Source organism: Lactobacillus sp. ESL0230 (genome assembly GCF_003692805.1).
GTDB lineage: Bacteria > Bacillota > Bacilli > Lactobacillales > Lactobacillaceae > Lactobacillus > Lactobacillus bombicola.
Genome location: NZ_REHI01000006.1, coordinates 333,765 through 359,226 on the forward strand (window position 1 = coordinate 333,765; position 25,462 = coordinate 359,226).

Annotated in this window: 26 protein-coding genes; 24 read left to right on the forward strand and 2 right to left on the reverse strand. The window is 34.0% G+C overall.

Going from position 1 to position 25,462, the window contains the following annotated elements; translation table 11 throughout:
• Positions 1 to 3: 3 nt before the first annotated feature.
• The 24 genes from ftsZ to F5ESL0230_RS08615 all read left to right on the forward strand — a co-directional run bounded on the left by ftsZ (position 4) and on the right by F5ESL0230_RS08615 (position 22,637).
• Complete coding sequence (gene ftsZ / locus F5ESL0230_RS03350) at positions 4 to 1,329, forward strand: cell division protein FtsZ (RefSeq protein ID WP_122021582.1); 1,326 nt, start codon at positions 4 to 6, stop codon at positions 1,327 to 1,329.
• A 13-nt stretch (positions 1,330 to 1,342) separates the two neighbouring features.
• Positions 1,343 to 1,783, forward strand: coding sequence for a cell division protein SepF (locus tag F5ESL0230_RS03355; protein WP_090091771.1), 441 nt, complete (start codon positions 1,343 to 1,345; stop codon positions 1,781 to 1,783).
• A complete protein-coding gene (locus F5ESL0230_RS03360) occupies positions 1,780 to 2,085 on the forward strand; it encodes a YggT family protein (RefSeq protein ID WP_090091773.1) in 306 nt (101 codons plus the stop codon). Before F5ESL0230_RS03355 ends, F5ESL0230_RS03360 begins: the two co-directional genes overlap by 4 nt.
• Positions 2,086 to 2,260: 175 nt before the next feature.
• Complete coding sequence (locus F5ESL0230_RS03365; RefSeq protein ID WP_122021583.1) at positions 2,261 to 3,073, forward strand: RNA-binding protein; 813 nt, start codon at positions 2,261 to 2,263, stop codon at positions 3,071 to 3,073.
• On the forward strand, positions 3,049 to 3,819 hold the full coding sequence (locus F5ESL0230_RS03370) for a DivIVA domain-containing protein (protein WP_122021584.1): 771 nt from the start codon (positions 3,049 to 3,051) through the stop codon (positions 3,817 to 3,819). Before F5ESL0230_RS03365 ends, F5ESL0230_RS03370 begins: the two co-directional genes overlap by 25 nt.
• Before the next feature lie 221 nt (positions 3,820 to 4,040).
• Positions 4,041 to 6,830, forward strand: coding sequence for an isoleucine--tRNA ligase (gene ileS, locus F5ESL0230_RS03375; protein ID WP_122021585.1), 2,790 nt, complete (start codon positions 4,041 to 4,043; stop codon positions 6,828 to 6,830).
• Positions 6,830 to 7,039: a cold-shock protein gene (locus tag F5ESL0230_RS03380; RefSeq protein ID WP_090091777.1), complete on the forward strand. Its 210-nt coding sequence runs from the start codon at positions 6,830 to 6,832 to the stop codon at positions 7,037 to 7,039. The genes ileS and F5ESL0230_RS03380 overlap by 1 nt, the downstream gene beginning before the upstream one ends.
• Positions 7,040 to 7,052: 13 nt before the next feature.
• Positions 7,053 to 7,616, forward strand: coding sequence for an NUDIX hydrolase (locus F5ESL0230_RS03385; protein WP_122021586.1), 564 nt, complete (start codon positions 7,053 to 7,055; stop codon positions 7,614 to 7,616).
• Between the two features lies 1 nt (position 7,617).
• On the forward strand, positions 7,618 to 7,935 hold the full coding sequence (locus tag F5ESL0230_RS03390; protein ID WP_122021587.1) for a hypothetical protein: 318 nt from the start codon (positions 7,618 to 7,620) through the stop codon (positions 7,933 to 7,935).
• Positions 7,936 to 7,949: 14 nt separating this feature from the next.
• The gene (locus F5ESL0230_RS03395) at positions 7,950 to 8,645 is read left to right on the forward strand and encodes a 5'-methylthioadenosine/adenosylhomocysteine nucleosidase (protein WP_122021588.1); all 696 of its coding nucleotides are present in this window, start codon (positions 7,950 to 7,952) and stop codon (positions 8,643 to 8,645) included.
• 3 nt (positions 8,646 to 8,648) lie between these two features.
• Positions 8,649 to 9,803 (forward strand): cysteine desulfurase family protein, encoded by a 1,155-nt coding sequence (locus F5ESL0230_RS03400; RefSeq protein WP_122021589.1) that lies wholly within the window; start codon positions 8,649 to 8,651, stop codon positions 9,801 to 9,803.
• A 48-nt stretch (positions 9,804 to 9,851) separates the two neighbouring features.
• Positions 9,852 to 10,193 (forward strand): DUF1831 domain-containing protein, encoded by a 342-nt coding sequence (locus F5ESL0230_RS03405; protein ID WP_122021590.1) that lies wholly within the window; start codon positions 9,852 to 9,854, stop codon positions 10,191 to 10,193.
• Between the two features lie 6 nt (positions 10,194 to 10,199).
• The gene (gene mnmA / locus F5ESL0230_RS03410) at positions 10,200 to 11,321 is read left to right on the forward strand and encodes a tRNA 2-thiouridine(34) synthase MnmA (RefSeq protein WP_228150126.1); all 1,122 of its coding nucleotides are present in this window, start codon (positions 10,200 to 10,202) and stop codon (positions 11,319 to 11,321) included.
• A gap of 175 nt (positions 11,322 to 11,496) precedes the next feature.
• The gene (locus F5ESL0230_RS03415) at positions 11,497 to 12,150 is read left to right on the forward strand and encodes a histidine phosphatase family protein (protein ID WP_122021591.1); all 654 of its coding nucleotides are present in this window, start codon (positions 11,497 to 11,499) and stop codon (positions 12,148 to 12,150) included.
• Entirely contained in the window at positions 12,150 to 12,797 is a 648-nt protein-coding gene (locus F5ESL0230_RS03420) for a tetratricopeptide repeat protein (protein WP_369931597.1), read from the forward strand. Before F5ESL0230_RS03415 ends, F5ESL0230_RS03420 begins: the two co-directional genes overlap by 1 nt.
• Positions 12,790 to 15,144: an ATP-dependent RecD-like DNA helicase gene (locus tag F5ESL0230_RS03425; protein ID WP_122021593.1), complete on the forward strand. Its 2,355-nt coding sequence runs from the start codon at positions 12,790 to 12,792 to the stop codon at positions 15,142 to 15,144. Before F5ESL0230_RS03420 ends, F5ESL0230_RS03425 begins: the two co-directional genes overlap by 8 nt.
• Before the next feature lie 18 nt (positions 15,145 to 15,162).
• Positions 15,163 to 15,552, forward strand: coding sequence for a DUF1828 domain-containing protein (locus F5ESL0230_RS03430; protein ID WP_122021594.1), 390 nt, complete (start codon positions 15,163 to 15,165; stop codon positions 15,550 to 15,552).
• Positions 15,553 to 15,674: 122 nt separating this feature from the next.
• Positions 15,675 to 16,907 carry an MFS transporter gene (locus F5ESL0230_RS03435; RefSeq protein ID WP_122022036.1) on the forward strand — a complete coding sequence of 411 codons (1,233 nt, stop codon included), beginning with the start codon at positions 15,675 to 15,677 and terminating at the stop codon, positions 16,905 to 16,907.
• Between the two features lie 142 nt (positions 16,908 to 17,049).
• Positions 17,050 to 17,562 (forward strand): GNAT family N-acetyltransferase, encoded by a 513-nt coding sequence (locus tag F5ESL0230_RS03440; RefSeq protein WP_369931598.1) that lies wholly within the window; start codon positions 17,050 to 17,052, stop codon positions 17,560 to 17,562.
• A 163-nt stretch (positions 17,563 to 17,725) separates the two neighbouring features.
• The gene (locus F5ESL0230_RS03445; protein ID WP_122021596.1) at positions 17,726 to 18,790 is read left to right on the forward strand and encodes an SLAP domain-containing protein; all 1,065 of its coding nucleotides are present in this window, start codon (positions 17,726 to 17,728) and stop codon (positions 18,788 to 18,790) included.
• Positions 18,791 to 19,164: 374 nt separating this feature from the next.
• Complete coding sequence (locus F5ESL0230_RS03450; RefSeq protein WP_122022037.1) at positions 19,165 to 19,788, forward strand: peptidoglycan-binding protein; 624 nt, start codon at positions 19,165 to 19,167, stop codon at positions 19,786 to 19,788.
• Positions 19,789 to 19,800: 12 nt separating this feature from the next.
• Entirely contained in the window at positions 19,801 to 20,436 is a 636-nt protein-coding gene (locus F5ESL0230_RS03455; RefSeq protein WP_122021597.1) for a hypothetical protein, read from the forward strand.
• Between the two features lie 126 nt (positions 20,437 to 20,562).
• Positions 20,563 to 22,005 (forward strand): SLAP domain-containing protein, encoded by a 1,443-nt coding sequence (locus F5ESL0230_RS03460; RefSeq protein ID WP_122021598.1) that lies wholly within the window; start codon positions 20,563 to 20,565, stop codon positions 22,003 to 22,005.
• Positions 22,006 to 22,511: 506 nt separating this feature from the next.
• Positions 22,512 to 22,637, forward strand: coding sequence for a hypothetical protein (locus tag F5ESL0230_RS08615; protein ID WP_255409261.1), 126 nt, complete (start codon positions 22,512 to 22,514; stop codon positions 22,635 to 22,637).
• Positions 22,638 to 22,797: 160 nt separating this feature from the next.
• Here F5ESL0230_RS08615 and F5ESL0230_RS03465 read toward each other — a convergent pair whose 3' ends face one another.
• Complete coding sequence (locus F5ESL0230_RS03465) at positions 22,798 to 23,748, reverse strand: diacylglycerol kinase family protein (RefSeq protein WP_122021599.1); 951 nt, start codon at positions 23,746 to 23,748, stop codon at positions 22,798 to 22,800.
• A 32-nt stretch (positions 23,749 to 23,780) separates the two neighbouring features.
• Positions 23,781 to 25,460, reverse strand: a complete 1,680-nt coding sequence (gene rnjA / locus F5ESL0230_RS03470) for a ribonuclease J1 (RefSeq protein WP_122021600.1) — start codon at positions 25,458 to 25,460, stop codon at positions 23,781 to 23,783.
• Between the last annotated feature and the right edge of the window lie 2 nt (positions 25,461 to 25,462).

Here is a 25,462-nt window from a genome sequence, read left to right on the forward strand (position 1 = left end):
TAGATGGATTTTACATTCGATTCAGACGACAATAAAAATGCTGTCATCAAAGTAATTGGTGTTGGAGGTGCTGGTGGTAATGCGGTTAATCGAATGATCGATGATGGCGTACAAGGAGTGTCTTTTGTTGCGGCCAATACTGATGTTCAAGCTCTTAATAGCAATAAAGCAGATAATAAAATTCAATTAGGGCCCAAGTTAACTAGAGGCTTAGGTGCTGGATCACATCCAGAAGTTGGACAAAAGGCTGCTGAAGAAAGTGAACAGACGATTGAAGATTCACTTAAAGGTGCAGACATGATTTTCATTACTGCTGGTATGGGTGGCGGAACCGGAACTGGTGCCGCACCTGTAGTAGCTAAAATTGCGCGTGAAACAGGAGCTTTGACTGTTGGTGTTGTTACCCGTCCTTTTACTTTTGAAGGTCCCAAGAGATCCAAAAATGCAACAGAAGGGATTGCGCAATTAAAGCAGTACGTTGACACATTAGTAATTATTGCTAATAATCGGCTGCTTGAAATGGTTGACAAGAAGACACCAATGATGGATGCCTTTAAAGAAGCAGATAATGTATTAAAACAAGGCGTACAAGGTATCTCTGATTTAATTACCTCAACTGACTACGTCAATTTAGATTTTGCCGACGTAAAAACAGTTATGGCCAATCAAGGAGCTGCCTTAATGGGAATAGGTCGTGCAAATGGTGAAAATCGGACAGTCGAAGCTACTAAGCTTGCCATTTCTTCACCATTACTTGAGGTTTCCATTGATGGAGCAAAGCAAGTTTTACTTAATATTACAGGTGGTCCAGATTTAACCTTGTTTGAAGCACAGGATGCCTCAGAAATAGTGTCAAAAGCTGCCGGAGATGATGTCAATATTATTTTTGGTACTTCAATCAATCCAAACTTAGGTGATGAAGTAGTAGTGACAGTAATTGCCACAGGAATTAGCTCTCAAGCTGAAGAAGAAGCTTCAAAGCAACTTCCTGGTCGTAGTCATCAAGTTCAAGCTAAAGCAAAAGTCAATAATCATAGTCAAGAAAAAACAGTTATTGATGAAAATTTGCAAAATACGAATTCAGACCCTTCATTGGATCAACCTACTGTTCAACCAGCACCCAAGCATAAGGTAATGGTTGACCCTACTAGTGTATGGGGGTTGAATAGCGATGAGCAGACATCAACTCGAGTAACACCATCGATTGAAGAAAATGATCGAGAAGACTCATTTGATGATGAACCAAATAGTATTTCTCAAATTGAAACAAGTGCATTTGACGATGACACTGATGATATCCCATTTTTTAGACATCGTGGTGAAAACTAATAGGAGGTAAAAAATGTCATTCAGCAAATTAGGTAAATTTTTCGGTGTAACTGATATCGATGATGAAATTCAAGATGATGAAGAATATGAAGACACATTAAGACCTGATGATAACAGTGCATCAAATGGTGTTTACCATGATAATGTTGTCTCAATTAATTCTAGTGCAAGCGGTCACAAAAAAAGTAAGATAGTATTATACGAGCCACGAGTATATTCTGATGCTAAAGAAGTAGCACAAAATTTGTTAGATAATAAGGCCGTAATTATTAATTTTAGTCGAATGGAAGATGCTTCGGCTAAAAGAATTGTAGATTTTATTACGGGGACGGTCTATGCCTTAAATGGTAAGATACAACGAGTAGGAGATAAAATTTTTTTAGCAACCCCACCAAGATTTGTTACTGATGGCAAGATTAGTGAATTAGTCGATAAAAAAGATAACTTAGAATGATGACAGTAATGATTTATAATCTTATCAGTATTCTTGACTATCTTATTTATCTTTATAGTATTTTAATGGTAATTGATGCAATCATAAGTTGGATACCAGGACTACATGAATCAGCAGTTGCTAGAATTCTTAATCGTTTAATCGATCCCTATGTCAATCTTTTTAGAAAAGGTCCGATTGAAAGTTTATCTAATACAACGGGAATTGATATTTCATTTTTAGTTGGCGTCTTAGTACTATACTTTATTCAAAGTTATGTGATTAATTGGCTATTAAATATATTATTAAAGTTATTCGGTTAGTCTTTTCAAGTATTCTGCAACTAAAAATATATAGTTTAAAACAAACAATAAAGCATTGAACTTTTTTAGTTTAATGTTTTTTATTTGATAACAATTTTGTTTGTTAGTTATGTTATAATTATACCTACTATGTTTGCTAGCAAATTTTAAAAATATGGATTCTCGGTGAAATAATTTGGCTTTAGAAAATATTAATCAGCGAAAACACTATGTAGAAGGAATTTTAGGGGAAACTGAAAGTAGTAAACTTGTGGATAAACTACTTCATTACTATAAAAAAGCTCTTTATAGTAATCAACCAGTCTTGTCAGAATTTCTAAATCCAGGGCAAAGGGCAGTTTTAAAAATTCTTGTTGGTAGCGATATTTCTTTTCAAGAATTTGGTGGCTATCCTGCTGCTGAAAAGAAGCGTGTTCTTTTGTCTGAAGGTGCAAGTTATTCATTAGATGCTTTTCAAATAAGTATTTGTCAGATTGTTTATCCTAAAAAATTTGTTCGATTAAATCATAGTATGATTCTTGGTAGTTTAGCCAATTCAGGCATAAAAACTGAAACTTTTGGTGACATTATTACCGATAACTATGGAAATTGGCAGTTTATGGCAGATAACAAGTTACTCCCTTTTTTCCAAAGTGAGTTGCAGTATATTGGTAAAACAAAAGTCAGTATAAAGCAGCTACCACAGACCAGTGTATTAGTTCCAGCCGATGACAGTAAGATGGCAACTGTAATTGTCGCCTCTTTAAGATTAGATGCGCTTTTATCAGCAATTAGTAAGCTTAGTCGGTCACAAATAAAAGCTGCTGTTTCGGCCAAATTGGTTAAGTTAAACTGGTTTACAGTTACCGAAACTAATCTTATGCTACAAAGAGATGATGTTCTTAGTTTAAGGAAATTTGGGCGTCTGCAGATTACTGATATTGGTCAAACTAAAAAAGGTAAATATAAGGTGGTGCTAAAACTTTGGCAAGCAAAAAAATACAGATAGAACCATTAACTCCAATGGATATTCATAAACAAGAATTTAAAAAGCGAGGACTTAGTGGCTACGATCGCCATGAAGTTGATAGCTTTTTAGATCGCATTGTTAATGATTATGGAGATGCACTTGATCAGATTGCTGACTTGAAAAATGAGATAGTGCAATTACAAGGACAAGCTGATAAATTTAAAAAGCAAGTTGCAGAATATCATGCAATTGAAAGTAAAAAGCAAGCTATAATTACTGAGGCTAAAGAAAAAGCGCAAAAGATTATTGCAGATGCAACAATTGTAGCTGACAATAAAACTGCTCAAGCTCTAATTGATACAGATTATCAACGCCAACAACTTGAAACTATTAAATTCGATTATGAACGAGTTAAAAAAGAAGTAGCTGGTTATCGTAATTACATTCAAGAGCTTTTACAAAAGGCGATTGCAAACTTAGAGGATGAAAAATGGCAAAAAGCACTTGATCATTATTTTTCAACTGAGCGTTTTTATCCACCAGATGGTTCAGAGCCTTTAACTTTAACTGATGCAGATGAAGAGATTGATGAAGACGATGAGGTTGACAATGAAGCAGGGATTGAAGTAAACTTTGAGGAGAATATTGATGATTCGCATCATAGTTCGCAGCTAATTGAGGGCGATAGTCCGAATATTTCATTTAACGGTGTAGATTCAACCGGCATGAAGCATGCTGCAGATAAGGATATTATTTTCCCCGATAATTATAAGGATAATAACTAATAAACTGACAGTAAAATCGAAAAGCAAATTCAGCGAATTAGCGATGGTGTAAGGCTAATACAAAAGCTTAGAGGTTGATCAGCTGTCTGATTTGTTTATTACGTGATTTGCACGATACGCAAAATTTAAGTGGAGCTGAATAAGCTCAATTTAGGTGGTACCACGAATGAAACCTCGCCCTAATTTTGGACGAGGTTTTTTTTAACAGAAAGGAATATGAAATGAAGGTAAAAGATACACTTAACTTGGGTAAGACTAAGTTTAAAATGAGAGGCAATTTACCTGTTCGCGAAGCACAATGGGAACAAGAGTGGGATGATGATAAGCTATATGAACAACGGCTTAAATTGAACGAAGGTAAGCCAAGTTTTGATTTACATGATGGCCCTCCTTTTGCTAACGGGAATATTCATATGGGTCATGCTTTGAATAAAATTTCTAAAGACATTATTGTTCGCTTTAAGAACATGAATGGATATTATGCCCCCTTTGTTCCGGGTTGGGATACGCATGGGTTACCAATTGAACAACAACTTGCAAAAAAGGGAATTAAAAGGGAAAAGCTGGGTCGGGCTGAATACCGTCAACTTTGTGAAGAATTTGCCAAAAAAGAAGTAAAAAAACAGATGACTGATTTTAAACGATTAGGTATTCTAGCTGATTGGGACCATCCCTACATTACTTTACAACCTGAGTATGAAGCTGAAGAGATTCGCTTGTTTGGGGAAATGTATCAGAAGGGTTATATCTATAAAGGTAAAAAACCAGTTTATTGGTCACCTTCCAGTGAATCTACGTTAGCTGAAGCAGAAGTTGAATATCATGATGTAGAATCACCGTCAATTTATATTTCTTTCCCAGTTAAAGATGGCAAGGGTATCTTAAATACAACTGATACTTACTTTTTAATCTGGACAACAACACCATGGACGATTCCAGCTAATCAAGGAATTACGGTTAACCCAGCTTTTGATTATTCAGTTGTAGCGGTTAACGATAAGCGTTATGTCATTGGGACAGATCGACTGGAGTCTGTGGCTGAAGCACTAGGTTGGCATGATTATCAAGTTGTGCAACATTTAAAGGGTTCAGAAATGGATCGAATGCTAGCTACTCATCCATTATATGGTCAAGATGTTTTGCTGATGAATGCAATGCATGTAACCGCAGAAGATGGTACAGGACTGGTTCATACTGCATCAGGCTTTGGTGAAGATGATTATAATGTTGCACAGAAGTATGGCTTACCAGTCTTTAGTCCAATGGATAATAAAGGATGTTTTACTGAAGAAGTGCCCGATGCAGATTTAGTTGGCGTATTCTATGCTGATGCTAATAAATTAGTTAGTGATAAATTAAAAAAGTCCGGCAATTTGTTAAAATTGAGCTACTTTACGCACTCTTATCCTCACGACTGGCGGACTAAAAAACCAGTAATTTACCGGGCAACAACTCAATGGTTTGCTTCAATTGATAAGTGCCGCGAGCAAATTCTTGCTCAAATTAATCAAATTAATTTCATGCCATCATGGGGTAAGTTACGTTTGCATAATATGATTAAAGATCGTGGAGATTGGGTAATTTCACGGCAACGCGCTTGGGGAGTACCACTACCAATTTTTTATGCTGAAGATGATACGCCAATTGTTACACCAGAAACCATTAATCATATTGCTGAGATATTTAGTAAAGAAGGGTCCAACGCCTGGTATAAGCGTAGTGTTAAGGAATTGTTACCTGCAGGTTTCACTTCTGAACACTCACCTAATGGTGAATTTAGAAAAGAAACAGATATATTAGATGTTTGGTTTGATTCAGGGTCTTCGCATAGAGCTGTTTTAGCCCAAAGAACGAACTTACATTTTCCAGCTGATTTATATCTTGAGGGAAGTGATCAATACCGTGGTTGGTTTAACTCAAGTTTGATTACTGCAGTAGCAACTACGGAAAAAGCACCTTATCGTAGTATCTTGTCACAAGGTTTTGTGTTAGATGATCAAGGACATAAGATGTCTAAATCACTGGGTAATGTTATTGCTCCAAGTGATATCATTAAGAAAATGGGGGCCGAAATTATACGCTTATGGGTAGCTTCCGTTGATGCTACGTCTGATGTTGCCGTTTCTCAGTCAATTTTGAGTCAAACAGCCGAAAGTTACCGGAAAATACGTAATACTTTCCGGTATTTATTGGCCAATACTAGCGATTTTGATCCACATACTAATAAAGTTGCATATGAAGATTTGAATTCAATTGACCAATATATTGAAGTTCGTTTAAACGACTTAGTTCAAGATTGTCTTGCTAGTTACAACAAGTATGATTTTAATACAGTTTATAAACATATTTTTGCCTTTATTTCTAACGACTTATCGGCCTTTTACTTAGATTTTGCAAAAGATGTTTTATATATTGAAGGCAAAGATAGTCATGCTAGACGATCGATGCAAACAGTTATTTATGATGCAACTGTTAAATTAGCTAAATTATTAACCCCAATTCTACCGCATACTATGGAAGAAATTTGGTCGTTCACAAAGGAAAAAGAAGACCATATTCAATTAACCGATATGCCTAAGGTAGAGCAATATGATAATCGGGAAGAATTACTTAACAATTGGGGCGTCTTCATGAATTTACGTGATGATGTTTTGAAGGCTTTAGAAGAAGCTAGAAATAGCAAACTGATTGGAAAATCATTTGAAGCGGCAGTGACTATTTATCCAACTAAAGAAACTAAAGCGGTTCTTGATAAATTAGATGCAGATTTTAGACAAATTCTAATTGTTTCTAAATTAGTAATCACTGATAGTGCAGCTCCAGCAGAAGCGCTTAAGTTGCCAAATGGTTCCTTTGTAGTTGAACATGCAGAAGGTGAAGTGTGTCCAAGATGTCGCATGATTAGAACAGATATCGGGGCAGATAATGAATTGAGCATAATTTGTGGTCGTTGTACCAAAATTGTTAAAAATGATTATCCAGAACTAATACAAGAAGGTTTAGAAGAATAATGCGCCTAGGTACAGTAAAACAATTTGATCAAAATAGTAGCTTTGGTTTTATTGAAGATGACCAAAATCACAAATCATATTTTGTTTTTTATACGGCTATCAAAGAAGAGGGCTATCGCCGTCTTCAAGTCGGGCAAAAAGTTAAGTATCAACTGGCACAGGGGAAAAATGGTCTTCAATGTGTTAATGTTTATTTAACTAGTGTGTAGGGAAAGTGAATAGATGGATTTAACAGAAACTGAAATTTCTTCAAAACAGATATTTTCTGGTAGAATTGTTGACCTATCAGTAAGAACAGTAAAATTACCAAACAGTGAGGTTACTACTAGAGAGGTTGTAAAACATCAGCCTGCAGCTGCAGCAATTGCTGTTAATGATAAGCAAGAGATGCTTTTAGTAGAGCAATGGCGGGAACCAATTAAAGAATTGACTTTAGAAATACCTGCTGGGCTAATTGATGCAACTGATGCTAGTCCACTTGATGCTATGAAACGCGAGCTTAACGAAGAAGGTGGGTATCGCGCTGATTATTGGGAACAAATTACTGAATTTTATTCTTCTCCTGGGTTCACCAATGAAAAATTGTACTTGTTTTATTGTGATACTTTGACAAAATTACCTGAAAAAAAGCCACTTGATGCTGATGAATTCTTAACTAGTCATTGGTATAACTTAGAAGAATTAAAGCATTTAAGTGCTGAGGGCAAAATTGTTGATATCAAAACCCTTTATGCAATGAGTGTATGGGAAAATATGCTTTTAACAGGTGCCAAAGCTAAGGAATAATATGACTGAAAAACGATCTGATTACCAAAAAAAAATCAAAAATCAAAAAAGTAATGTTATTTTTGATTCGGTTAAGTCTGCTTTTAATAATGATGAAGAGGTTGTTGATGTTAATCCTGACTTTATGCGGTCAACACAAACCAATTCTAAAAGAGTAAATAATTCGCACCAAAAAAGAGAGCAACGCCGGAGTAATAATGCTCAAGAATATTTAAAAAAAGAAGACAAGGCCCTTAAACTAAAAAACAAATTAAACTTAGCAATTTTTATTGTATTGGTATTAATTATTTTGGTATTATTGGCATTGTTTCATTTATAATAAGTGAGGAAAAGATGAGAATAGCAATTATTGTCCCAATGGAAATTGAGGCAAAATATTATCGTAAATATTTTCATGCTGGTAACAAAGAAATGTTCGGATCAAGCGTATTCGAGCATTTTTGCGTTAAGCACAACGATATTTATATTGGATTAAGTGGTATTGGCAAAGTACAAGCTGCGATGAATTTAGCGAGTTTATTAACTAAGGTTGATATTGACTTGATTTTTATGACAGGAACTGCAGGTTCGCTGCAATCAAGTATTCGCAAAGGAGATTTACTTTTAGCTGATTCTTTTAGTTACCATGATGCACATAATACACTTGCTGGTAATTATGTCGAAGGACAAATTCCTGGCGAACCTGCATTGTTTGACTTAAAATCAAAGGAACAGGCAGCATTTGCAGATTTTTTACAAGAGCAAGGAATTCAATACAAAAAAGGATTAATTGTTACTGGAGATTCATTTATTGGGTCCAATGAGCAAAAAAAGAAAATTAACCAAGATTTTACTGGTGCATTAGGCGTTGAAATGGAAGGCGCCGCGTTTGCACAGGTTGCATACCATTTTCAGAAAAAACTAATTGCAATCAGGGCTATTTCAGATAATGGTGATGATAGTGCAAATGAAGATTTTGATAAATTTGCTCAAAAAGTCGGTGCCAAGGCTGCTAAGATAATTTGTGCATATATAGAAAAGATGAATTAATTAATGGATATATATCTTGATAATGCCGCAACAACACCAATGTCCCCAACGGTAATTGCTAAAATTACGCAAGAAATGAAAAAAGATTTTGGCAATCCGTCTAGTACATATGGTCTAGGGCGTGCGGCAAGACATACGGTTGACCAAGCTCGGACTAAAATTGCTAAGGTCATTAATGCAGCTGATAATGAAATAATTTTTACATCTGGTGGCTCTGAAAGTAATAATACGGCCATCTTTGGCACAGCCTATAGTAGGCAAAAAATTGGTAAAAAAATTATTACTACTAAAATTGAGCATCCATCAGTCCTTGAGCCGATAAAAAAGCTTGAGCGTGAAGGATATGAGGTAACTTATCTGGATGTAAATCATAATGGACAAATTTCACTAGTAGATTTAAAAAATGCGCTAACACCAGATACAATTCTTGTTTCAGTAATGGCAGTTAATAATGAAGTTGGCACGATTAATCCTCTAACGGAAATAGGAGCATTAGTTGCTCAAAGTAATGCATATTTTCATGTTGATGCAGTTCAGGGGTTAGGTAACATTGAACTTGATGTTAAAAAAATGAAAATTGATTTATTATCTACGTCAGCTCACAAAATTAATGGTCCTAAGTTTTTAGGCTTTTTATTTAAAAATAGCCAAATTAAGTTACCATCTCTTATTTTAGGTGGCGAACAGGAATTAAAAAGACGGGCTGGTACAGAAAATGTGCCCGCAATTGCCGGTTTTGGCGAGGCAATTAAAGAAATTGAGCAAATTGATAAAATAAAATTACAAGCAAAATATGCTCATTTTCAACATTTGATTTTAGCTGAACTTGATCAAGCAAAAATCAAATATCAAATAAATGGCGGAGCAGGTGCACATTGTTCGCATCATGTTTTGAATTTGCGAATAAATGGAGTTTCAACAACTCTTTTACAAGCAAGTTTGGATTTGGCTGGTTTTGCGGTATCTGGCGGTTCTGCTTGTACAGCAGGTTCGCTTGAACCTTCACATGTTTTAATTGCTTGTTATGGGGCAGATTCTATCCGCGTAGAGGAATCAATTCGTATATCATTTGGTCGATATAATACGGATGAAGAAATTGAATCTTTTGCTAAGCAATTAGTTAAAATTGCTAGTAAACTGCAAGTGAATGAAAATTAATTGCTTTTACAATTATTTTGACTTATTATTAGTAAGTGAGGTTAAATTATGTCAAATACAGTTATAATTAATGGTGATAATCGTGAGTATACACTTAGTTCAGATTTGAAACTTTATGCTTTAATCGATGTCGGTTTTATTAAAACTGCCAAGGGTAATTATAGTTATGAACACCCACTGTATAATGATTCACCTTATAATGCGCCAACTAAACTAAAAATTACAGTTGATAAAGATTTTTCGCATTTTACGATGGTTATTACTGATCGAAATGGTTTAAAAAAAGTAAATATTTTTAAAAACAAGCAATTAATAGCAACAGTTGAACTTTTAAATTATATTTTAAAAGATTTAATAGAGCGCAAAATTCTAGTTGAAGTAAAGGATTGATAAAAATTGACAAAAAAGACTCGAGTTGTAGTAGGAATGAGTGGAGGGGTAGACTCCTCAGTTTCAGCCCTACTACTTAAAGAGCAGGGTTACGATGTTATAGGTGTTTTTATGAAAAATTGGGATGACACTGATGATGCAGGAGTGTGCACAGTAACTGAGGACTATGAAGATGTTAAAAAGGTTGCTGATCAGATTGGGATTCCTTATTATTCAATCAATTTTGAAAAAGAATACTGGCATCGAGTTTTTGAGTATTTCTTAGATGAATACAAGAAGGGGCGTACTCCTAATCCTGATATTATGTGCAATAGTCAAATTAAATTCAAATCATTTTTGGAATTTGCTTTAAAGCTTGATGCTGATTATATTGCAATGGGCCACTATGCAAAAACATTGACCGATGTCAATGGAATTACGCATATGGTACGTCCCAAAGATGGTAATAAGGATCAAACCTATTTTTTAAGTCAATTAAGTCAAGCGCAAATTAGTAAGGTGATTTTTCCTTTAGCTAATTTGACTAAGCCCCAAGTTCGTGAGATTGCTATTAAAAGTGGGTTAGCTACTGCTAAAAAGAAAGATTCAACGGGAATTTGTTTCATAGGGGAAAGAAACTTTCGCAAATTTCTAAGTGAATTTTTACCAGCACAAGCAGGTAAAATGGTTACGCCTAAAGGTAAAGTTGTCGGTGAACATGCTGGACTAATGTATTACACAATTGGTCAACGATCTGGTCTTGGTCTTGGTTCCACTAAAGAATCAACTGCCCCCTGGTTTGTGGTAGGTAAGGACTTAAAAAATAATGAGTTAATTGTTGAACAAGGCTATGATAGTAAGTTGCTTTATGCCACCAAACTTGAAGCTAGTGATATGTCATTTTTTACTGGACAGCCTAAACGAGATTTTAAAAAGCATTGTAGTGCAAAGTTTCGTTATCGCCAAGCTGATGTAGGTGTGACAGTTGAGTATCATGCAAAAGAAAACACAGCGAGTGTTTATTTTGATGAACCAGCCCGAGCTGTTACTCCTGGTCAAGCGTTAGTTTTGTATGATGGTGAAGAATGTATGGGCGGCGGCAATATTGATTGTGCATACCAAAATAATGATAAGTTACAATTAGTTTAACGATAGTTAAGAAAGAAAAATATTGATTTTAAAAGCATCAAACTACAGTATAGATTGATGCTTTTAATTTTGCTTGTTAAATTTAAACATAAAGTTAGTTGGGTAGATGAATTAAATTTTTTCTTTGACTTATTAAATGCTAAACTAAAAGTAGAATAAGGAGAGAAAATTATTAATGCAAATTTATTTTATTCGACATGGAAAAACAGAGTGGAATAATATTAAACGATTTCAAGGAGCGCATGGGGATTCACCACTTTTACCCCAAAGCTTAATTGACATTACAAAATTAGGAAAATATTTACAAAAAGAAAAATTCGCTGCCATATATGCGAGTCCGTTAAAAAGAGCTTATGATACTGCAACTAGGCTAAAGCAAACAATGGGATTCACACATCCAGTTAACAAAGATGAGCGTTTACGCGAATTTGATTTAGGTGAACTGGAAGGACTAAAGTTTGAAGAAGCTACTTTAAAGTTTCCTGCCCAGGTAAATGACCTTTGGCAAAGACCAGATCAATATGATGGTAAAAGTATTGGTGGTGAGAATTATCTGGACGTAATTGCTCGTGGTAAAAATTTTGCCCAAGAAATCGTACAAAAATATGATCATGATGATAAAATCATTGCAGTTAGTCATGGAGCTGCATTAGGAGCAATTATGGGCGGCTTATTAGGCTATCCCTTAAATAATCTGCGCCAAAACGGCGGACTAAATAATACCAGTTTAACAATTTTAGAAACAACTAATCATTTTAATTTTAAACTAATTGTCTGGAATGAAACGAGTTTTTTAGAAAGAAAAATGGTGGAAACAGATTCATTATGATAAATAAAAAAAGTAGTCTAGCTAGTGAAAGTAATCAAACTAAAGACCAGATTCATACTCTAATTACAAAAATTGATGCGGCTCCTACTGAGACAGATAATTATCTAAAGTTAGCGACCATTCTAATCGAAAAAGGTAGTTTTGAGCAAGCGGTTCAATTGCTTGAACAAGCTAAAAAACTTGTTCAAAATCCTCAAGCTTTAGATTACGACTTAGCGGTTGGCTACTATATGCAAGGTGATTTTAATCATGCCTTAGAATTACTTAACCACATTCCTAATGATGATTTGGTATTGTATCAAAAAGCGTTAGTAATGCAGAAAGTAGGCCAGCATCAGAAGGCTCTGGCATACGCGTTGACAATTAAGCAGCTAGATGATCGTGTTTATGAATTATTAGGTGATATTTGGCTTAGTTTAGGCCAATTAGCGGAGGCACAAGCAAACTATGAAAAAATTTGTCCGACTAAAAGGGGGGCAAAAATAAATTTTTTACTTGGAATTACTGTTTTAGAACGCAATCGTGATTTGGCAGAAAAATATTTTAGTCAGGCAAAAGAAGAAGATCCCCAATTTTATCAATCTGTTCAAAAACAGTATAACGCCATTTTAAAAATGCTTAGTGATGTGGAGAAAGATAATGACTGAATTCACTGGAAAAGTAAAGCGTATCGTTTTTGAAAATGATCAAAATTTATTTAAAATATTAGATGCAACACTAATTAGTGAATTACCTGATTATGACCGGAAAGAAATTAAAATTACAGGTAATTTTGGCGATATTCAAGTGGGCGGTACATATCTTTTTCATGGTCAGCTAGTTGTTCATAATAAGTTTGGTCTACAATTTAACTGTGAAAGTTACCAGCAGTCGTTACCACATGAAAAAGATAGCCTAATTAATTTTTTAAGTTCTAGTAAATTTCCTGGAATCGGTAAAAAAGCCGCAGAAAAAATTGTTTCCGTTTTAGGTGATAATGCATTATCGGTTTTAAAGGATAAGCCAGAAAAAGTTGCCACCTTGTCTTTGACGAAAAAACAGAAGGATAGTTTGCTTAATGGTGTAAGCGCCATGGATTCCTATTCAGAAATTGTTTTAAAATTAGCACAGTATGGACTGAATAAAAAAGTTGCTAATCGCTTATATCAAATTTACCATGGTGAAACTATAAACAAGTTAAAAGAAGACCCTTATGCAGCAATTGCAGATGTTTCAGGCTATGCTTTTAAAAGTGCTGACCGCATGGGCACTAATTTAAATATTGCTAGGGATGATCCAAAAAGAATTAGCGGCGCAGTTTTTCAAATTATGCTTGATGAAGTTAATAAAGAGGGCAATACCTATATTAAATTAGCAGATCTTTTGACGCGTTCAAGTAAATTATTAGCGCTTGATCAATTTGATCAGATTGCCAACTGCATTAATAAATTACAGCATGAAGGAAAAGTTGTGGTTTCAGGTGATGAGGCAGCTTTACAAAATATTTTTCAGACGGAAAACGAAATTGCTCTGGCAATGAAAAATTTAGTTAACCGGCAAAATAGTGATCAGTTTAAAGAAAAAGATGTTCAAGCAGCAATTGAAAAAGCGGAAAAACAGTTAAAAATTGAATATGATGATACTCAAAAAATGGCAATTAAGAATGCTTTAACTAATCCGATATCAATTTTAACTGGTGGTCCGGGAACCGGTAAAACCACTATTATTAATGGAATTTTGATAGCTTTACAAAAATTAGCCGAAATTCCAGCTTCAACTTTATATAGTAGTGATCCACCATTTTTGTTAGCTGCTCCAACAGGGCGAGCAGCTAAAAGAATGGAAGAAATAACAGGGATAACTGCTAAAACAATTCATCGTTTGCTGGGATTAGGAATCGGTGAAAATGATGCAACTGATTTGAATGAACTTAACGGTGAAATTTTAATTATTGACGAAATGTCGATGGTTGATATGTTTTTATTTAAGCAATTAGTTAATAGTATTGATCAAACTAAACATATTGTTTTTGTGGGTGATAAAGACCAATTGCCATCAGTGGGACCGGGAAATGTATTTAGTGATTTAATTAAAGCTGATGTTTTTCCTACTACTGTTTTAGAGCAAATTCATAGGCAAGGCGATGATTCAAGCATTATTACTTTGGCTCATGCCATAAATGAAGGGCAAAATTCACAAATTATTTTTAAAAAAACTAAAAATTATTCTTTTATTTCTTGTCCAACACATGAAGTTGATCACGTTGTGCAACAAATTGTCGAAAAAGCTTTAAATCATTTTGATCAAGATGATATACAAGTTTTGGGCGCAATGTATCAAGGTGAAGGTGGCGTTATTAATTTGAATAACGTGATTCAGGCAATCGTAAACCCTGCCAAAGCAGAAAGTAAATTTTTAGAAATTCATGACGAAATTTTCCGAATTGGTGATCGAATTTTACAGTTACAGAATAATCCAGAAAAAGATATTTATAATGGGCAAATTGGTAAAATAGTCTCAATTGATAATACTAGTACCAAAAATTGTATGACTGCTGATTTTGATGGACGTGAAATCAGTTTTAGCAAAAAAGATATGTTTGACTTAACTAGAGCTTATGCAATTACTATTCATAAGGCACAGGGTTCTGAATTCCCATTAGTTATCTTGAGCTTAACTATGCAAAATTATGTAATGCTTAAACGAAATCTTTTATATACGGCAGTGACCCGGGCAGCCCAAAATTTAGTCTTAATTGGTGATCCACATGCTTACACAATGGCTTTAACTAATTCGGGAAATGATCGGCAAACTGGATTATGTAAGAAACTTAAGAAACAGCTAGCTAAAGATGAAGAAGCGACGTTAAGTCTTAAGGAAAAAGCAAAGATAAGAGCAACAGTAGTCAGTTCTGATTCCAAGACTTCGTATATTTTGACGCCCGAATTAATCTATTCTGGAGAAATTGACCCAATGATTGGTATGCAAGATGTCAATATTAAGCGCAAAAAATAATTAATAAGGAGTAATTTAATGACTAAGCAATCAAAAAGAGTGTGTACTGAATTAAAGCAAAAAATAATTAATTGGCTAGCTAGTAATATTAATGTATTGATATTTGATGAGAACACTATTGAAATTGCCACTTCACAAAGAGATGCACTGGGGGAAGAGGTATATTGTTTTGTTGAAAAGAAAGAAACTGCATTAAAAGTTACTGATGATGGTCGTTGTCTATTTAAACTCGACCCTAGTGCTAGTGATGAAGAATTGTTTGAATCTTGTGCCAACTTGATTTGGGAGGCAGGATTTGAAGTTAATCCTAGTACTGGTGTTATTTTTGCTGAAGTAGATTCAGAAGATTTAGTACCTAAAATTATCGAACTTGCGCGTTTACAGGTTGCAATTTCTTATTTAGTGTAAATATACTTCTGGAAGGAAATATAGTCATATTATCCTATTGTAAAAAGTGAAAAAACGAGTAGAATGTAATTCTGATGAAATAATTGAATGACAGAGAGCGTTCGTTTTGGAGGAAATAAATGATGAATACTATTAAACAGCACACTCAAGTACTAAGTAAAAATCAAAAGTGGACGATTGCATCTACTTCATCCGGATTTGCTTTAGAAAATATGGATGTGCTTTTTTTATCCTTTGCAATGAGTTCAATGATTGCTGATTTACATTTATCTGGTGGTGCTGCTGGATTAATTTCATCAGTGACCAATTTAGGTATGCTGGCTGGTGGTATTATTTTTGGTATTCTTGGTGATAAAATTGGGCGAGTGAAGACTTTTAGTCATACTGTAATTATCTTTGCAGTAGCTACGGCTTGCATGGCTTTTGCCAAGAATATTTATTTAATCTATGCATTGCGTTTTCTAGCCGGTATTGGTGCTGGTGGCGAATATGGGGTGGGGATTGCTTTGATTGCAGAAACTTTTCCGCAAGCTCAGATTGGTAAAATGACTTCGATTGCGGCCATTGGTGGCCAAGTTGGTGCCGTCTTAGCAGCTTTAATTGCCGCTTGGATTATTCCTAACGCTGGCTGGCATATGCTATTTCTAGTTGGAATTGTGCCGGTTGTACTAACAATTTTTATTAGAAAGCATCTTCATGAGAGTGAACAATTTTTAACAGCGAAGGCTAAAGAAAAAGGTTCATTGCTATCAAATGTCTTTAAAAAAATGTTTGCTACACCGCAGTTAGCATTGCAAAGTTTAGGCTTAATGTTGATGATGACAGTACAAATTGCTGGCTATTTTGGCTTAATGAATTGGTTGCCAACAATTGTCCAAAAGCAATTACATTTGAATGTTGCTAATTCCAGTTTATGGATGATTGCAACAATTATTGGGATGAGCATTGGTATGCTTACTTTTGGTTCTATTTTTGATTATTTTGGTCCTAGAAGAGCTTTTGGCATTTTCTTAGTTGGATCTGCTATTATGGTTTATACTCTCAGCTTAGCTACTAATATGCTAACTTTACTGCTAATTGGGGCAGTAGTTGGTTTCTTTTCTAACGGAATGTTTGGTGGTTACGGTGCTGTAATTAGTCGACTGTATCCAACTGAAATTAGGTCAAGTGCTAATAATATTATTGTTAATATTGGTCGGGCAATTGGTGGCTTTTCATCAGTTGTAATTGGTATTTTGATGGATCAATATAATTTAACCATTGTAATGGGTTTTTTGTCTGCTTTGTATATTATTAGTCTGATTGTTATGATTAATTTACCGGGCTTAAAGACTTTATCACGCAATAAGGCATAGTTTAATTTAGATGTATTGAGAAAAATTTTTTCTTAAATATTTCTTACTTACTTGGCTAATAATGTCATATTTGTTATGCTTTATCCTAGAGATCAAATTTAAAAATATAGAAAGTTAGGATATTATTTTACATTTTAAAAATATTAAGTGGCAAACTGAGGAATATCGAGAAGTAAAAGAATTATACGTAAAAGCTTTTCCTGAAGCTGAAAGGTTCCATACTTGGCAACTACTAGTTATGGCTTTGCGAAAAAAAGCTCGTTTTCAAGCTATTTACAACGAAACAGAATTTGTTGGTTTAATCTTTTTAGTTGAAGGAGAAACAGCGGTTTATTTAGCTTACTTAGCAATTATTTCAGATAAGCATGGTCAGGGCTATGGTACGAAAGTATTACAGGCTTTAAGAGAGAATTATTACAATAAAGATATTATTTTAGATATTGAACCAATTAATAGTAGGGCACTAAACTATAGTCAACGGGTAAAACGGCTTCATTTTTATGAACGCAATGGCTTTAAGCAAACTGGTAAAAAACTAATTGATGCTGGGGGTCAATATGCGGTTATGACTACGGGCACAGTATTTAAAGTGGAAATCCTTAATCAGTTATTACATTATATGAGTTTCGGTCTACATAAATTTAAGGTTGAATGATACCACTAATTGGATTTAGCAAGTAACATAACTTAATTTAAAGGGTAAGCAATTTTTAAAATTACTTACCCTTTTTTGCTTGCGCAATAGAAATTTATTATTTTCAAGTATAAACTATAATTTAGTAAATATATTATTTCTTTTTTATTATGAGGTATAAAAAATGAAAAAAAGCAAAAAATTAATAGTTAGTTTAGCGGCAGTTGCTTTGGCAGCCGTTCCAGTAATTACCACTAGTCTTAATCAAGTTCAGGCAGCACAAACCACTGACCAAACGCAAAATAAAATTGCAACAGACGGTACCTTAACATTAAACCACAACACGCGCATTTATAATCAAAGAGGGCAAAAATTGTACTCTTACCAGGGGAGTAATGGCTTACTTAAAAAAGGGGCGACAGTTAAGTATGCTGATCAGGTTAAAGCAATAACTAATCCGGATACAAAGCGTTACTCCTTCCATAAAGAAAATTTTCAGGACTGGTTCTATTTACCATATAAAACAATCAAGGGACAGGAATATTATAGTATTGGCCATGGTGGTTATATAAAAGCTGCTAATGTTCAAGAAATTGATAGTTATAGTTTGTATACAAATTATGCTACTGTTCGGCTAGCGAAGATAACAGAATCTGGAGTAGGCAGAAGTAATAATGCTAGAATAATTAATTCGCAAGGGAATTTTACTAATAAGTATATTAAGAAGGACTCCAAAATAGTAATTGACCGCACCTCCGATAGGGTTAGTTTAGCTGGTTCAATGGATATACTTGGTTTGTCAAATTCATATATGGAAGTATTTCGCTTAAAAAATAATAAGCAGCAATTCGTTTTGAGGGCAGATATTAAGAAAAGCTCAATACCAAGGCAAGTTATCCTACCATATAGTAATTTTACGAGTGTACGTATTATAAGGAAGAGTCCAATATATAATATTCATGGTATTCAGGATAGTGATAGTGCTTTTCCAACTATTGCAGAAGGTCACGAGACAGATGTCAAGAGTTTACGGTATATTTGGGTTCCGAGCTTAAATAAAGCAGAATTGTTTTATGAAGGAACAGAATTCTATAAAGATGCTGAGTTTAAGTATATTAAGGCTTCAGACGTTGAGTATCTTTTTGGTAAACATTTAACTCCAGTAAATACGGCAACTGATGTAACTCCAATTAACACTGCAGTTGATGTAACGCCAAAAAAAAACGATTTTGATAAGTCCAGCCTTTAAGATCAGTCATCTCAGCAGTTGTAAATACTAGCTTGGTCAGATAAGTTTTGGCAAGTTGGCGGTTTTCTTCTGGAATTAAGTGCAATTTGTTTTCGTATTTCATTAATAATGCCTTTTTTTATTATATACAATTATAAATTCAAAAAAAATTATTTATTGCCAAATTTAGTCTTGTGGCTCTATGATTTAGTAATACTTCGACTAATCTACACTATATTAAAATTATGTTGTTATATATTTAAAAAACATACACAAAATTAAAATAAGTGTTATAATGTTATTAAAAATAATGTGTAATTTATAATTACTTTTTTGAGAAATGAGGCGTAAAAATGAAATTTAAAAAAATTTTGGAAGTATGTTCTTCTGCAATTATGTTAGCAACAGTGCCAGCATCCATGATGCTGACCACTAGTACTGCGTCAGCAGAGTCGACAGCATTGCCTTCGATTTCTAAGAATGATATAGCTCCGGTTGCTAATAAAGATAATCAATCATTAAGACAAATTGCTGAAAACAATAATCTTGAGTTATCAGTAGTTGAGCAACTTAATAATAATCTTGATCCTGATACACCGATCCCTAGTGGAACACCAATTTACTTACCACAAAATGTTGAAAATGCTGCTGATTATAGTGAAGGTACAGTTAACGACAATACCATTTTAGATTTTGGCAATGATCTTTTACGATCTTATGGTCGTAATCCTGTTGGTAATCCGTATGCTAATGTTCCAGCAAGTATAAAAAGTAAGTACTATGATAATTTAAGTAGTGCAAATAGATCAGCAAAAGTATGGATTGCTTATAATGAATCAACCTATAGTTATACAGCCGTCAATGGTCAGTACTATGGGCGTTTTCAATTAACTAAGTCTTACCTTAATGGAGATTACAGTAAAGTAAATCAAGAAAAAACTGCAGATAGATATGTCAAAAATCGGTATGGTTCATGGGAAAAAGCTAAACAATTTTGGCAAGCACATCAATGGTACTAGTGAGAAAAGCATATGAAAAAAATAGTTAAAGTCTTGGTTGTTTTAACGATAGTATCGACGGGACAACTGCTGGCTACCACAAATAATACTACGGCCCAAGTTGCGCAAATAGAAAAGCCTAAGCGTGTAACTAATAAAGCTTGGACTAAGAAGTTAGCTAAAGCTGGGTATGTTTTTGTATTACCTCATGCTGGTAAAGGCGCATTATATAAGAATACAACAGCCAAGGGTGGTAAATCATACAGCCGAAAGGTATTAAAGAAGCTTGTTAAGAATCATACACTATTTAAGGTCAGAAAGCTGACAACCATTAAAAACAGTATTTCCGTTGATTTGATTTCTAAGGATGGAAAATATAAAGGTTATACCAATTATGTGAATGGTATTTATAACAAAAACCTATTTAATAAGGACTTACAACCACTAATTAATGCTGAACTAAAAGTAATGATTGCTAAAGATAATAACGAACCTACTTCGGCTTTATTAGAGCAAGCACAAACGTTAGCTAGCGAGTTAACTGGTAAGAATAAGCCAATAGCTGATACTTCAATTAAACAGTTAAACCGTTATTTAAAGCATAGAGACATATCAGAAACACCGGTACTTCTAATTGGTAAGCATCCAGGTGACTTATTAGCAAATTAAAAGAAGAGTGAGTAGCTATTTTTACTCACTTTTTTGTTTGGTCGCATAGTAGAAAACTTATTACTTTGAAGTATAAACTATAATTTAGTAAATATATTATTTCTTTTTTATTATGAGGTATAAAAAATGAAAAAAAGTAAAAAATTAATAGTTAGTTTAGCGGCAGTTGCTTTGGCAACGGTGCCAGTAATTACCACTAGTCTTAATCAAGCTCAGGCAGCACAAACAACTGACCAAACGCAAAATAAAATTGCAACAGCCGGTACCTTAACATTAAACCACAACACGCGCATTTATAATCAAAGAGGGCAGAAATTATACTCTTACCAGGGGAGTAATGGCTTACTTAAAAAAGGGACGACAGTTAAGTATGTTGATCAGGTTAAAGCAATAACTAATCCGGATACAAAGCGTTACTCGTTCCATGATGATAAATGGAATTGGTTCTACTTGCCATATAAGACAATTAGAGGGCAGGAATATTACAGCATTGGTCACGGTGGCTATATCAAAGCGGCAAATGTTGATAAAATTGATGGTGCTAGTTTGTATACAAATCAAACAACTGCCACTGTTGAGCATGTAACTCCTAATTCTAAGGGTGGATTAGATGTTTTTGATAGTCATCGAAATAATACTGGCCAAAAAATAAAAATAGGTAAAAAAGTGACTATTGATCGTGAAGCTGCACCATTTGCTTTAGATATGAATTATTATGAAATAGATGGAAATACTCCGTCAGCATTCTATGGTATAAAAAACCAAAATGAATATCTTTATACAGATAAAGTGAGAATTTCTGCACGTCAAATGTTATTGCCATATAGCAATTATACTACTGTAATGATAGGCAAAAATACTCTGGTTTACGATATTAATGGTAAACCAAAAAGCACAAATATAGTTCAAAAATATAAGGAACGGCCAGTTGATGAATTATTATATATATGGGTACCAAGTGATAATCGAGCTGAATTATTTTACAGATTAAGTGATAAACCTAATGAAGGATCGTTTAGTAATTCAACTGATTTTATTAAGGCTAATGATAATAAGTATATTTATGGGCCAAAATTAAAAGCAATAAATACAGCAGATGAAGCTAAAAATTTTGTGGCATTAGCTTCTAATGATGATAAAGAGAGTCTCCAAAGGTTGCTAGATAAAGAAACAAACATTAAAAACAGCGATCCATATAAATTTGGTAGTTACTTAGAAAAGAATACATATTTACATGCGGTTGATAATGGAAAAAAGGTTGTCCAAGAGTCACAGCCAACTCAAGCAGAAATAAATCAGGCTATTTGGAGTTTGCAAGATGCAACTGAAAAATTAAATGGAAAGAAAATAGTAGTTAAAAATATTAATAATCTAACGAAAGAAGAGACCAATCAAGTATATATGCTAGCTAAAAAGTCAATAGGAGAAGAGTATAAAGGGAAAAATATGAATATTGCAATCGAATTTAATCAAGACAGAACTAAACTTCTTCTTCATTTGTATGATAATATAACTGGTTTGAAATCGGAAAAGCAATTAAATATTTCTGATTATGTAACAAAAAAATAACAAAAAGTATACCTATATATTTTTAGGCCTTATGGCTTGCATAATTTAATTCAACAGAAATTTTTGTTTTATTACTAAATTGTTAATAAAAATACCCTAATTTCTTATACATGTAATAAATCGGAAGTATAAAAAACTAATATTGCTTTTTTGCACAGAATTCGATTAGCTTCAAGCTAAAAAATTAGCCCAGAAGTATTTCTGAAATCTGGTAATGATGCTAAAAGGACATACGAGCTGATACAATAAACAACGAATTTTAAGCTAAAAAAGTTGTTGTCTTTGTTTATTGATTAAAGTTAAACAAAAATTATTAAGTATGGCTTAGGGCAACTATTATAATTAAATAGACATGGCCAATTATTACCTAAGACTTTAAAGAGTGGGCAAAAATTAATTGTTGATATAATTGCTACTAGTGATAATTTTGGGGTAAACTTTGTACTCCTGCGTATCTAGATACATTTATTTGCAATTATGATTTTAAAAATACAGTGAGACAACAAATGACCTGGGCCAACATCTTTAATCAGTTATATGATGCACTATATTATGATAAGGACGATTATGGCGAAAGTGCTGCGAATATGATTCATTTTGGTAAAAAAGAAGATATGATAACAATAAAGTAGCATTATTTTATCAAGTTATAATTGGTGGCGGTATTTTGATGAAAGCTTCGGATGTAAAGTATCTAGCTGGTCCGGATTTACCAGTTCCTGAAAAGAAATAGTAATAAATAATTTAAATAAAAAAGCAAGAAACTTTAAAATTTCTTGCTTTTTATATTTTTTAATACCTGAACAAGTTAAATTGCTTGACGGCAAATTCTAGCTTAAAAGAGTTAAGCTTAACTTCTTCACCATCGACCTGTGCAAACTCTTTTTTATTGACAGTGACGGTAATTTTTTCTGCTTCAATATAATGAAATTGGGGATCGTGAATATGCGAACCATCCTTTAATAAGTTAATAAAAAGTTTGACTAATTTATTTAGACCAAATTTTTCAACGACTACGGTATCAATTTTATGATTGTCAATTCGAGCACTAGGTAATAGGGGAATACCACCCCCTAAATAAGGATGGTTAGTTGTAGTAACTAAAAAAGCTTTTTGATAATACCATTGTTGATGATCGCTCTTAATTTCAACATTAAAAGTGTCTTGTTTACGCAAGCCGAATAAAATATTTAGGCCATAGACAAGCTTACCTTTATCTAGCTTATTCAAGATTTTTTTTAATTCGGAAATATTGCTTAAATGATTAACACATGCATCAAAACCAATGCCAAAACTATTGGCAAAATAATAAAGTTGATTAAGATGACCATCTATTTGAAATGAGCCACAATCAACTTTATCGGGTATTAGGCTTTTCTTTAAGCGTAGCAACAAAAGTTTCGGATCAGAAGATAACTTAGCTGCTCGGGCAAAGTCATTACCAGTTCCAGCAGGTAAATAAGCAAAGGGGGTCTCGGGATTGCTTGAGCGTTTAATCCCATTAAGTGCCTCATTAAGTGAACCATCACCACCAATTACTATTAGTACTTCACCTTCATTATGTATATTGCTACCGTATTCTTGAGCAAGTTTAATCGTTTGTCCCGCATAGGTACTTTTCTTAATATCAAAATCAATATTTTCATTTATTAAGAGCAAAACCAATTGATAAAGTATTTTTTTGGCTCGTCCGTTACCGGCAGTTTCATTAACAAGCAGGTGTAATCTTAGTTTTTTGTTCATTAATCCTTATTTTTAAAGCAAAATCAGAAATTTTACTTCTTTTCAACTAGCATTGGTAAAATCATCGGTCGTCTTTTAGTTTTTGAATATAAAAAATCAGAAAGATTATCAACAATTGCCTTACGAATAATACTATCTTTGGGATTTTCAGTTTTATCCATTTCAGTTTTAAGAATATGATAAATATGTTTTTGTGTCTGACTGATTAAATCAGTAGATTCACGCATATAAACAAAGCCGCGACTTAAAACATCAGGTCCTGCTAAAACTCGTTTATGCTTATAGTCAACAGTGGCAACTACAACAACTAGACCATCTTCTGATAAAACTTGGCGATCATGAACCACTACATTCCCCACATCAGCTGTCCCGGATGTATCGACATAAACATCTCCAGCAGGAATGTGTCCAGCAATTCGTGAACCTTCTGGTCCAAAACAAATTACTTCGCCGTTCTCTAAAACAAAAGTGTGGTCTGCTGGTATCCCGGCAGCTTGTGCCAGTTCGGTATGAATTACTTGCATGCGGTATTCACCATGAACTGGAATCATATATTTAGGCTTAGTCAATCTAACCATGATTTTTAATTCTTCTTGCCCACCATGGCCAGAAGTATGTACATTATTTACTCGTCCATGGATAACAGTAGCTCCACCTTCCATTAATTTGTTAATCAGGTGGTTAACACTAAGCGTATTTCCAGGAATTGGGTTTGAAGAAAAAATAACAGTGTCTTCCGGTTGCAGACTTATTTGTCTATGAGTTCCATTTGCAATTCGAGAAAGGGCAGCTAATGGCTCACCTTGGGAACCAGTACATAAAATCATTACTTCATCAGGTGGAGTATGATTAATTTCATTAGCATCAACAATTAGCCCTTCAGGAACACTAAGATAGCCTAAATCAATGCCATTTTGTACGCCATTCTCCATACTTCGACCAAAGATTGCTACTTTACGTCCCGTATCAATTGCTGCTTGAATTGCAGTTGATACGCGATAAAGATTCGAGGCAAAGGTAGCGAAGATAATCCTGCCATGGATACCTGTAATAATGTCATGCAATGATTTGGCTACAAACCGTTCAGATTTAGTAAATTGGGCTACTTCGGCATTGGTTGAATCTGATAATAAAGCTAGCACTCCTTCATTACCTAATTGAGCCATTTGTTGAAAATTAGGTGCTGGCTGGTTCATAACAGGAGTTAAATCAAATTTAAAATCACCTGTAAAAATAACCGCACCTAATGGAGTGTGCACAGCAATTCCCAAGGTATCTGGAATTGAGTGAGTAGTTCTAAAAAAGCTAACGGATAATTTTTTGAATTTTAATACAGTATCTTCATGTTCTTCATGCAATTCTGTTGTTCGTAAGATTCCGTGCTCTTCTAATTTACCTTTGATTAAAGCAAGAGCAAATGGGGTAGCATAAACAGGAATTTCGGGTATTTTTTCAAGTAAAAAAGGTATTCCTCCGATATGATCTTCATGTCCGTGACTTACAACCAGTGCTTTGATTTTTTTTCGATTTTTGATTAGATAGGAATAGTCGGAAATAACATAATTAATACCAAGTAAATCATCTTCAGGGAATTTAATACCACAATCCATAATGACGATTTCATCTTGGTATTGAACACAATACATATTCTTGCCAATTTCGTGCAACCCCCCGATTGCTACGATAGCAACTTCATTATTTTTAATACGCACTT

What these genes read in the sequence shown, in the direction of transcription:
- ftsZ (WP_122021582.1), top strand. Translation starts at nt 4, where the DNA reads ATGGATTTTACATTCGATTCAGACGACAATAAAAATGCTGTCATCAAA.
- F5ESL0230_RS03355 (WP_090091771.1), top strand. Translation starts at nt 1,343, where the DNA reads ATGTCATTCAGCAAATTAGGTAAATTTTTCGGTGTAACTGATATCGAT.
- F5ESL0230_RS03360 (WP_090091773.1), top strand. Translation starts at nt 1,780, where the DNA reads ATGATGACAGTAATGATTTATAATCTTATCAGTATTCTTGACTATCTT.
- ileS (WP_122021585.1), top strand. Translation starts at nt 4,041, where the DNA reads ATGAAGGTAAAAGATACACTTAACTTGGGTAAGACTAAGTTTAAAATG.
- F5ESL0230_RS03380 (WP_090091777.1), top strand. Translation starts at nt 6,830, where the DNA reads ATGCGCCTAGGTACAGTAAAACAATTTGATCAAAATAGTAGCTTTGGT.
- F5ESL0230_RS03385 (WP_122021586.1), top strand. Translation starts at nt 7,053, where the DNA reads ATGGATTTAACAGAAACTGAAATTTCTTCAAAACAGATATTTTCTGGT.
- F5ESL0230_RS03390 (WP_122021587.1), top strand. Translation starts at nt 7,618, where the DNA reads ATGACTGAAAAACGATCTGATTACCAAAAAAAAATCAAAAATCAAAAA.
- F5ESL0230_RS03395 (WP_122021588.1), top strand. Translation starts at nt 7,950, where the DNA reads ATGAGAATAGCAATTATTGTCCCAATGGAAATTGAGGCAAAATATTAT.
- F5ESL0230_RS03400 (WP_122021589.1), top strand. Translation starts at nt 8,649, where the DNA reads ATGGATATATATCTTGATAATGCCGCAACAACACCAATGTCCCCAACG.
- F5ESL0230_RS03405 (WP_122021590.1), top strand. Translation starts at nt 9,852, where the DNA reads ATGTCAAATACAGTTATAATTAATGGTGATAATCGTGAGTATACACTT.
- F5ESL0230_RS03415 (WP_122021591.1), top strand. Translation starts at nt 11,497, where the DNA reads ATGCAAATTTATTTTATTCGACATGGAAAAACAGAGTGGAATAATATT.
- F5ESL0230_RS03425 (WP_122021593.1), top strand. Translation starts at nt 12,790, where the DNA reads ATGACTGAATTCACTGGAAAAGTAAAGCGTATCGTTTTTGAAAATGAT.
- F5ESL0230_RS03430 (WP_122021594.1), top strand. Translation starts at nt 15,163, where the DNA reads ATGACTAAGCAATCAAAAAGAGTGTGTACTGAATTAAAGCAAAAAATA.
- F5ESL0230_RS03435 (WP_122022036.1), top strand. Translation starts at nt 15,675, where the DNA reads ATGAATACTATTAAACAGCACACTCAAGTACTAAGTAAAAATCAAAAG.
- F5ESL0230_RS03445 (WP_122021596.1), top strand. Translation starts at nt 17,726, where the DNA reads ATGAAAAAAAGCAAAAAATTAATAGTTAGTTTAGCGGCAGTTGCTTTG.
- F5ESL0230_RS03450 (WP_122022037.1), top strand. Translation starts at nt 19,165, where the DNA reads ATGTTAGCAACAGTGCCAGCATCCATGATGCTGACCACTAGTACTGCG.
- F5ESL0230_RS03455 (WP_122021597.1), top strand. Translation starts at nt 19,801, where the DNA reads ATGAAAAAAATAGTTAAAGTCTTGGTTGTTTTAACGATAGTATCGACG.
- F5ESL0230_RS03460 (WP_122021598.1), top strand. Translation starts at nt 20,563, where the DNA reads ATGAAAAAAAGTAAAAAATTAATAGTTAGTTTAGCGGCAGTTGCTTTG.
- F5ESL0230_RS08615 (WP_255409261.1), top strand. Translation starts at nt 22,512, where the DNA reads ATGACCTGGGCCAACATCTTTAATCAGTTATATGATGCACTATATTAT.
- F5ESL0230_RS03465 (WP_122021599.1), bottom strand. Translation starts at nt 23,748, where the DNA reads ATGAACAAAAAACTAAGATTACACCTGCTTGTTAATGAAACTGCCGGT.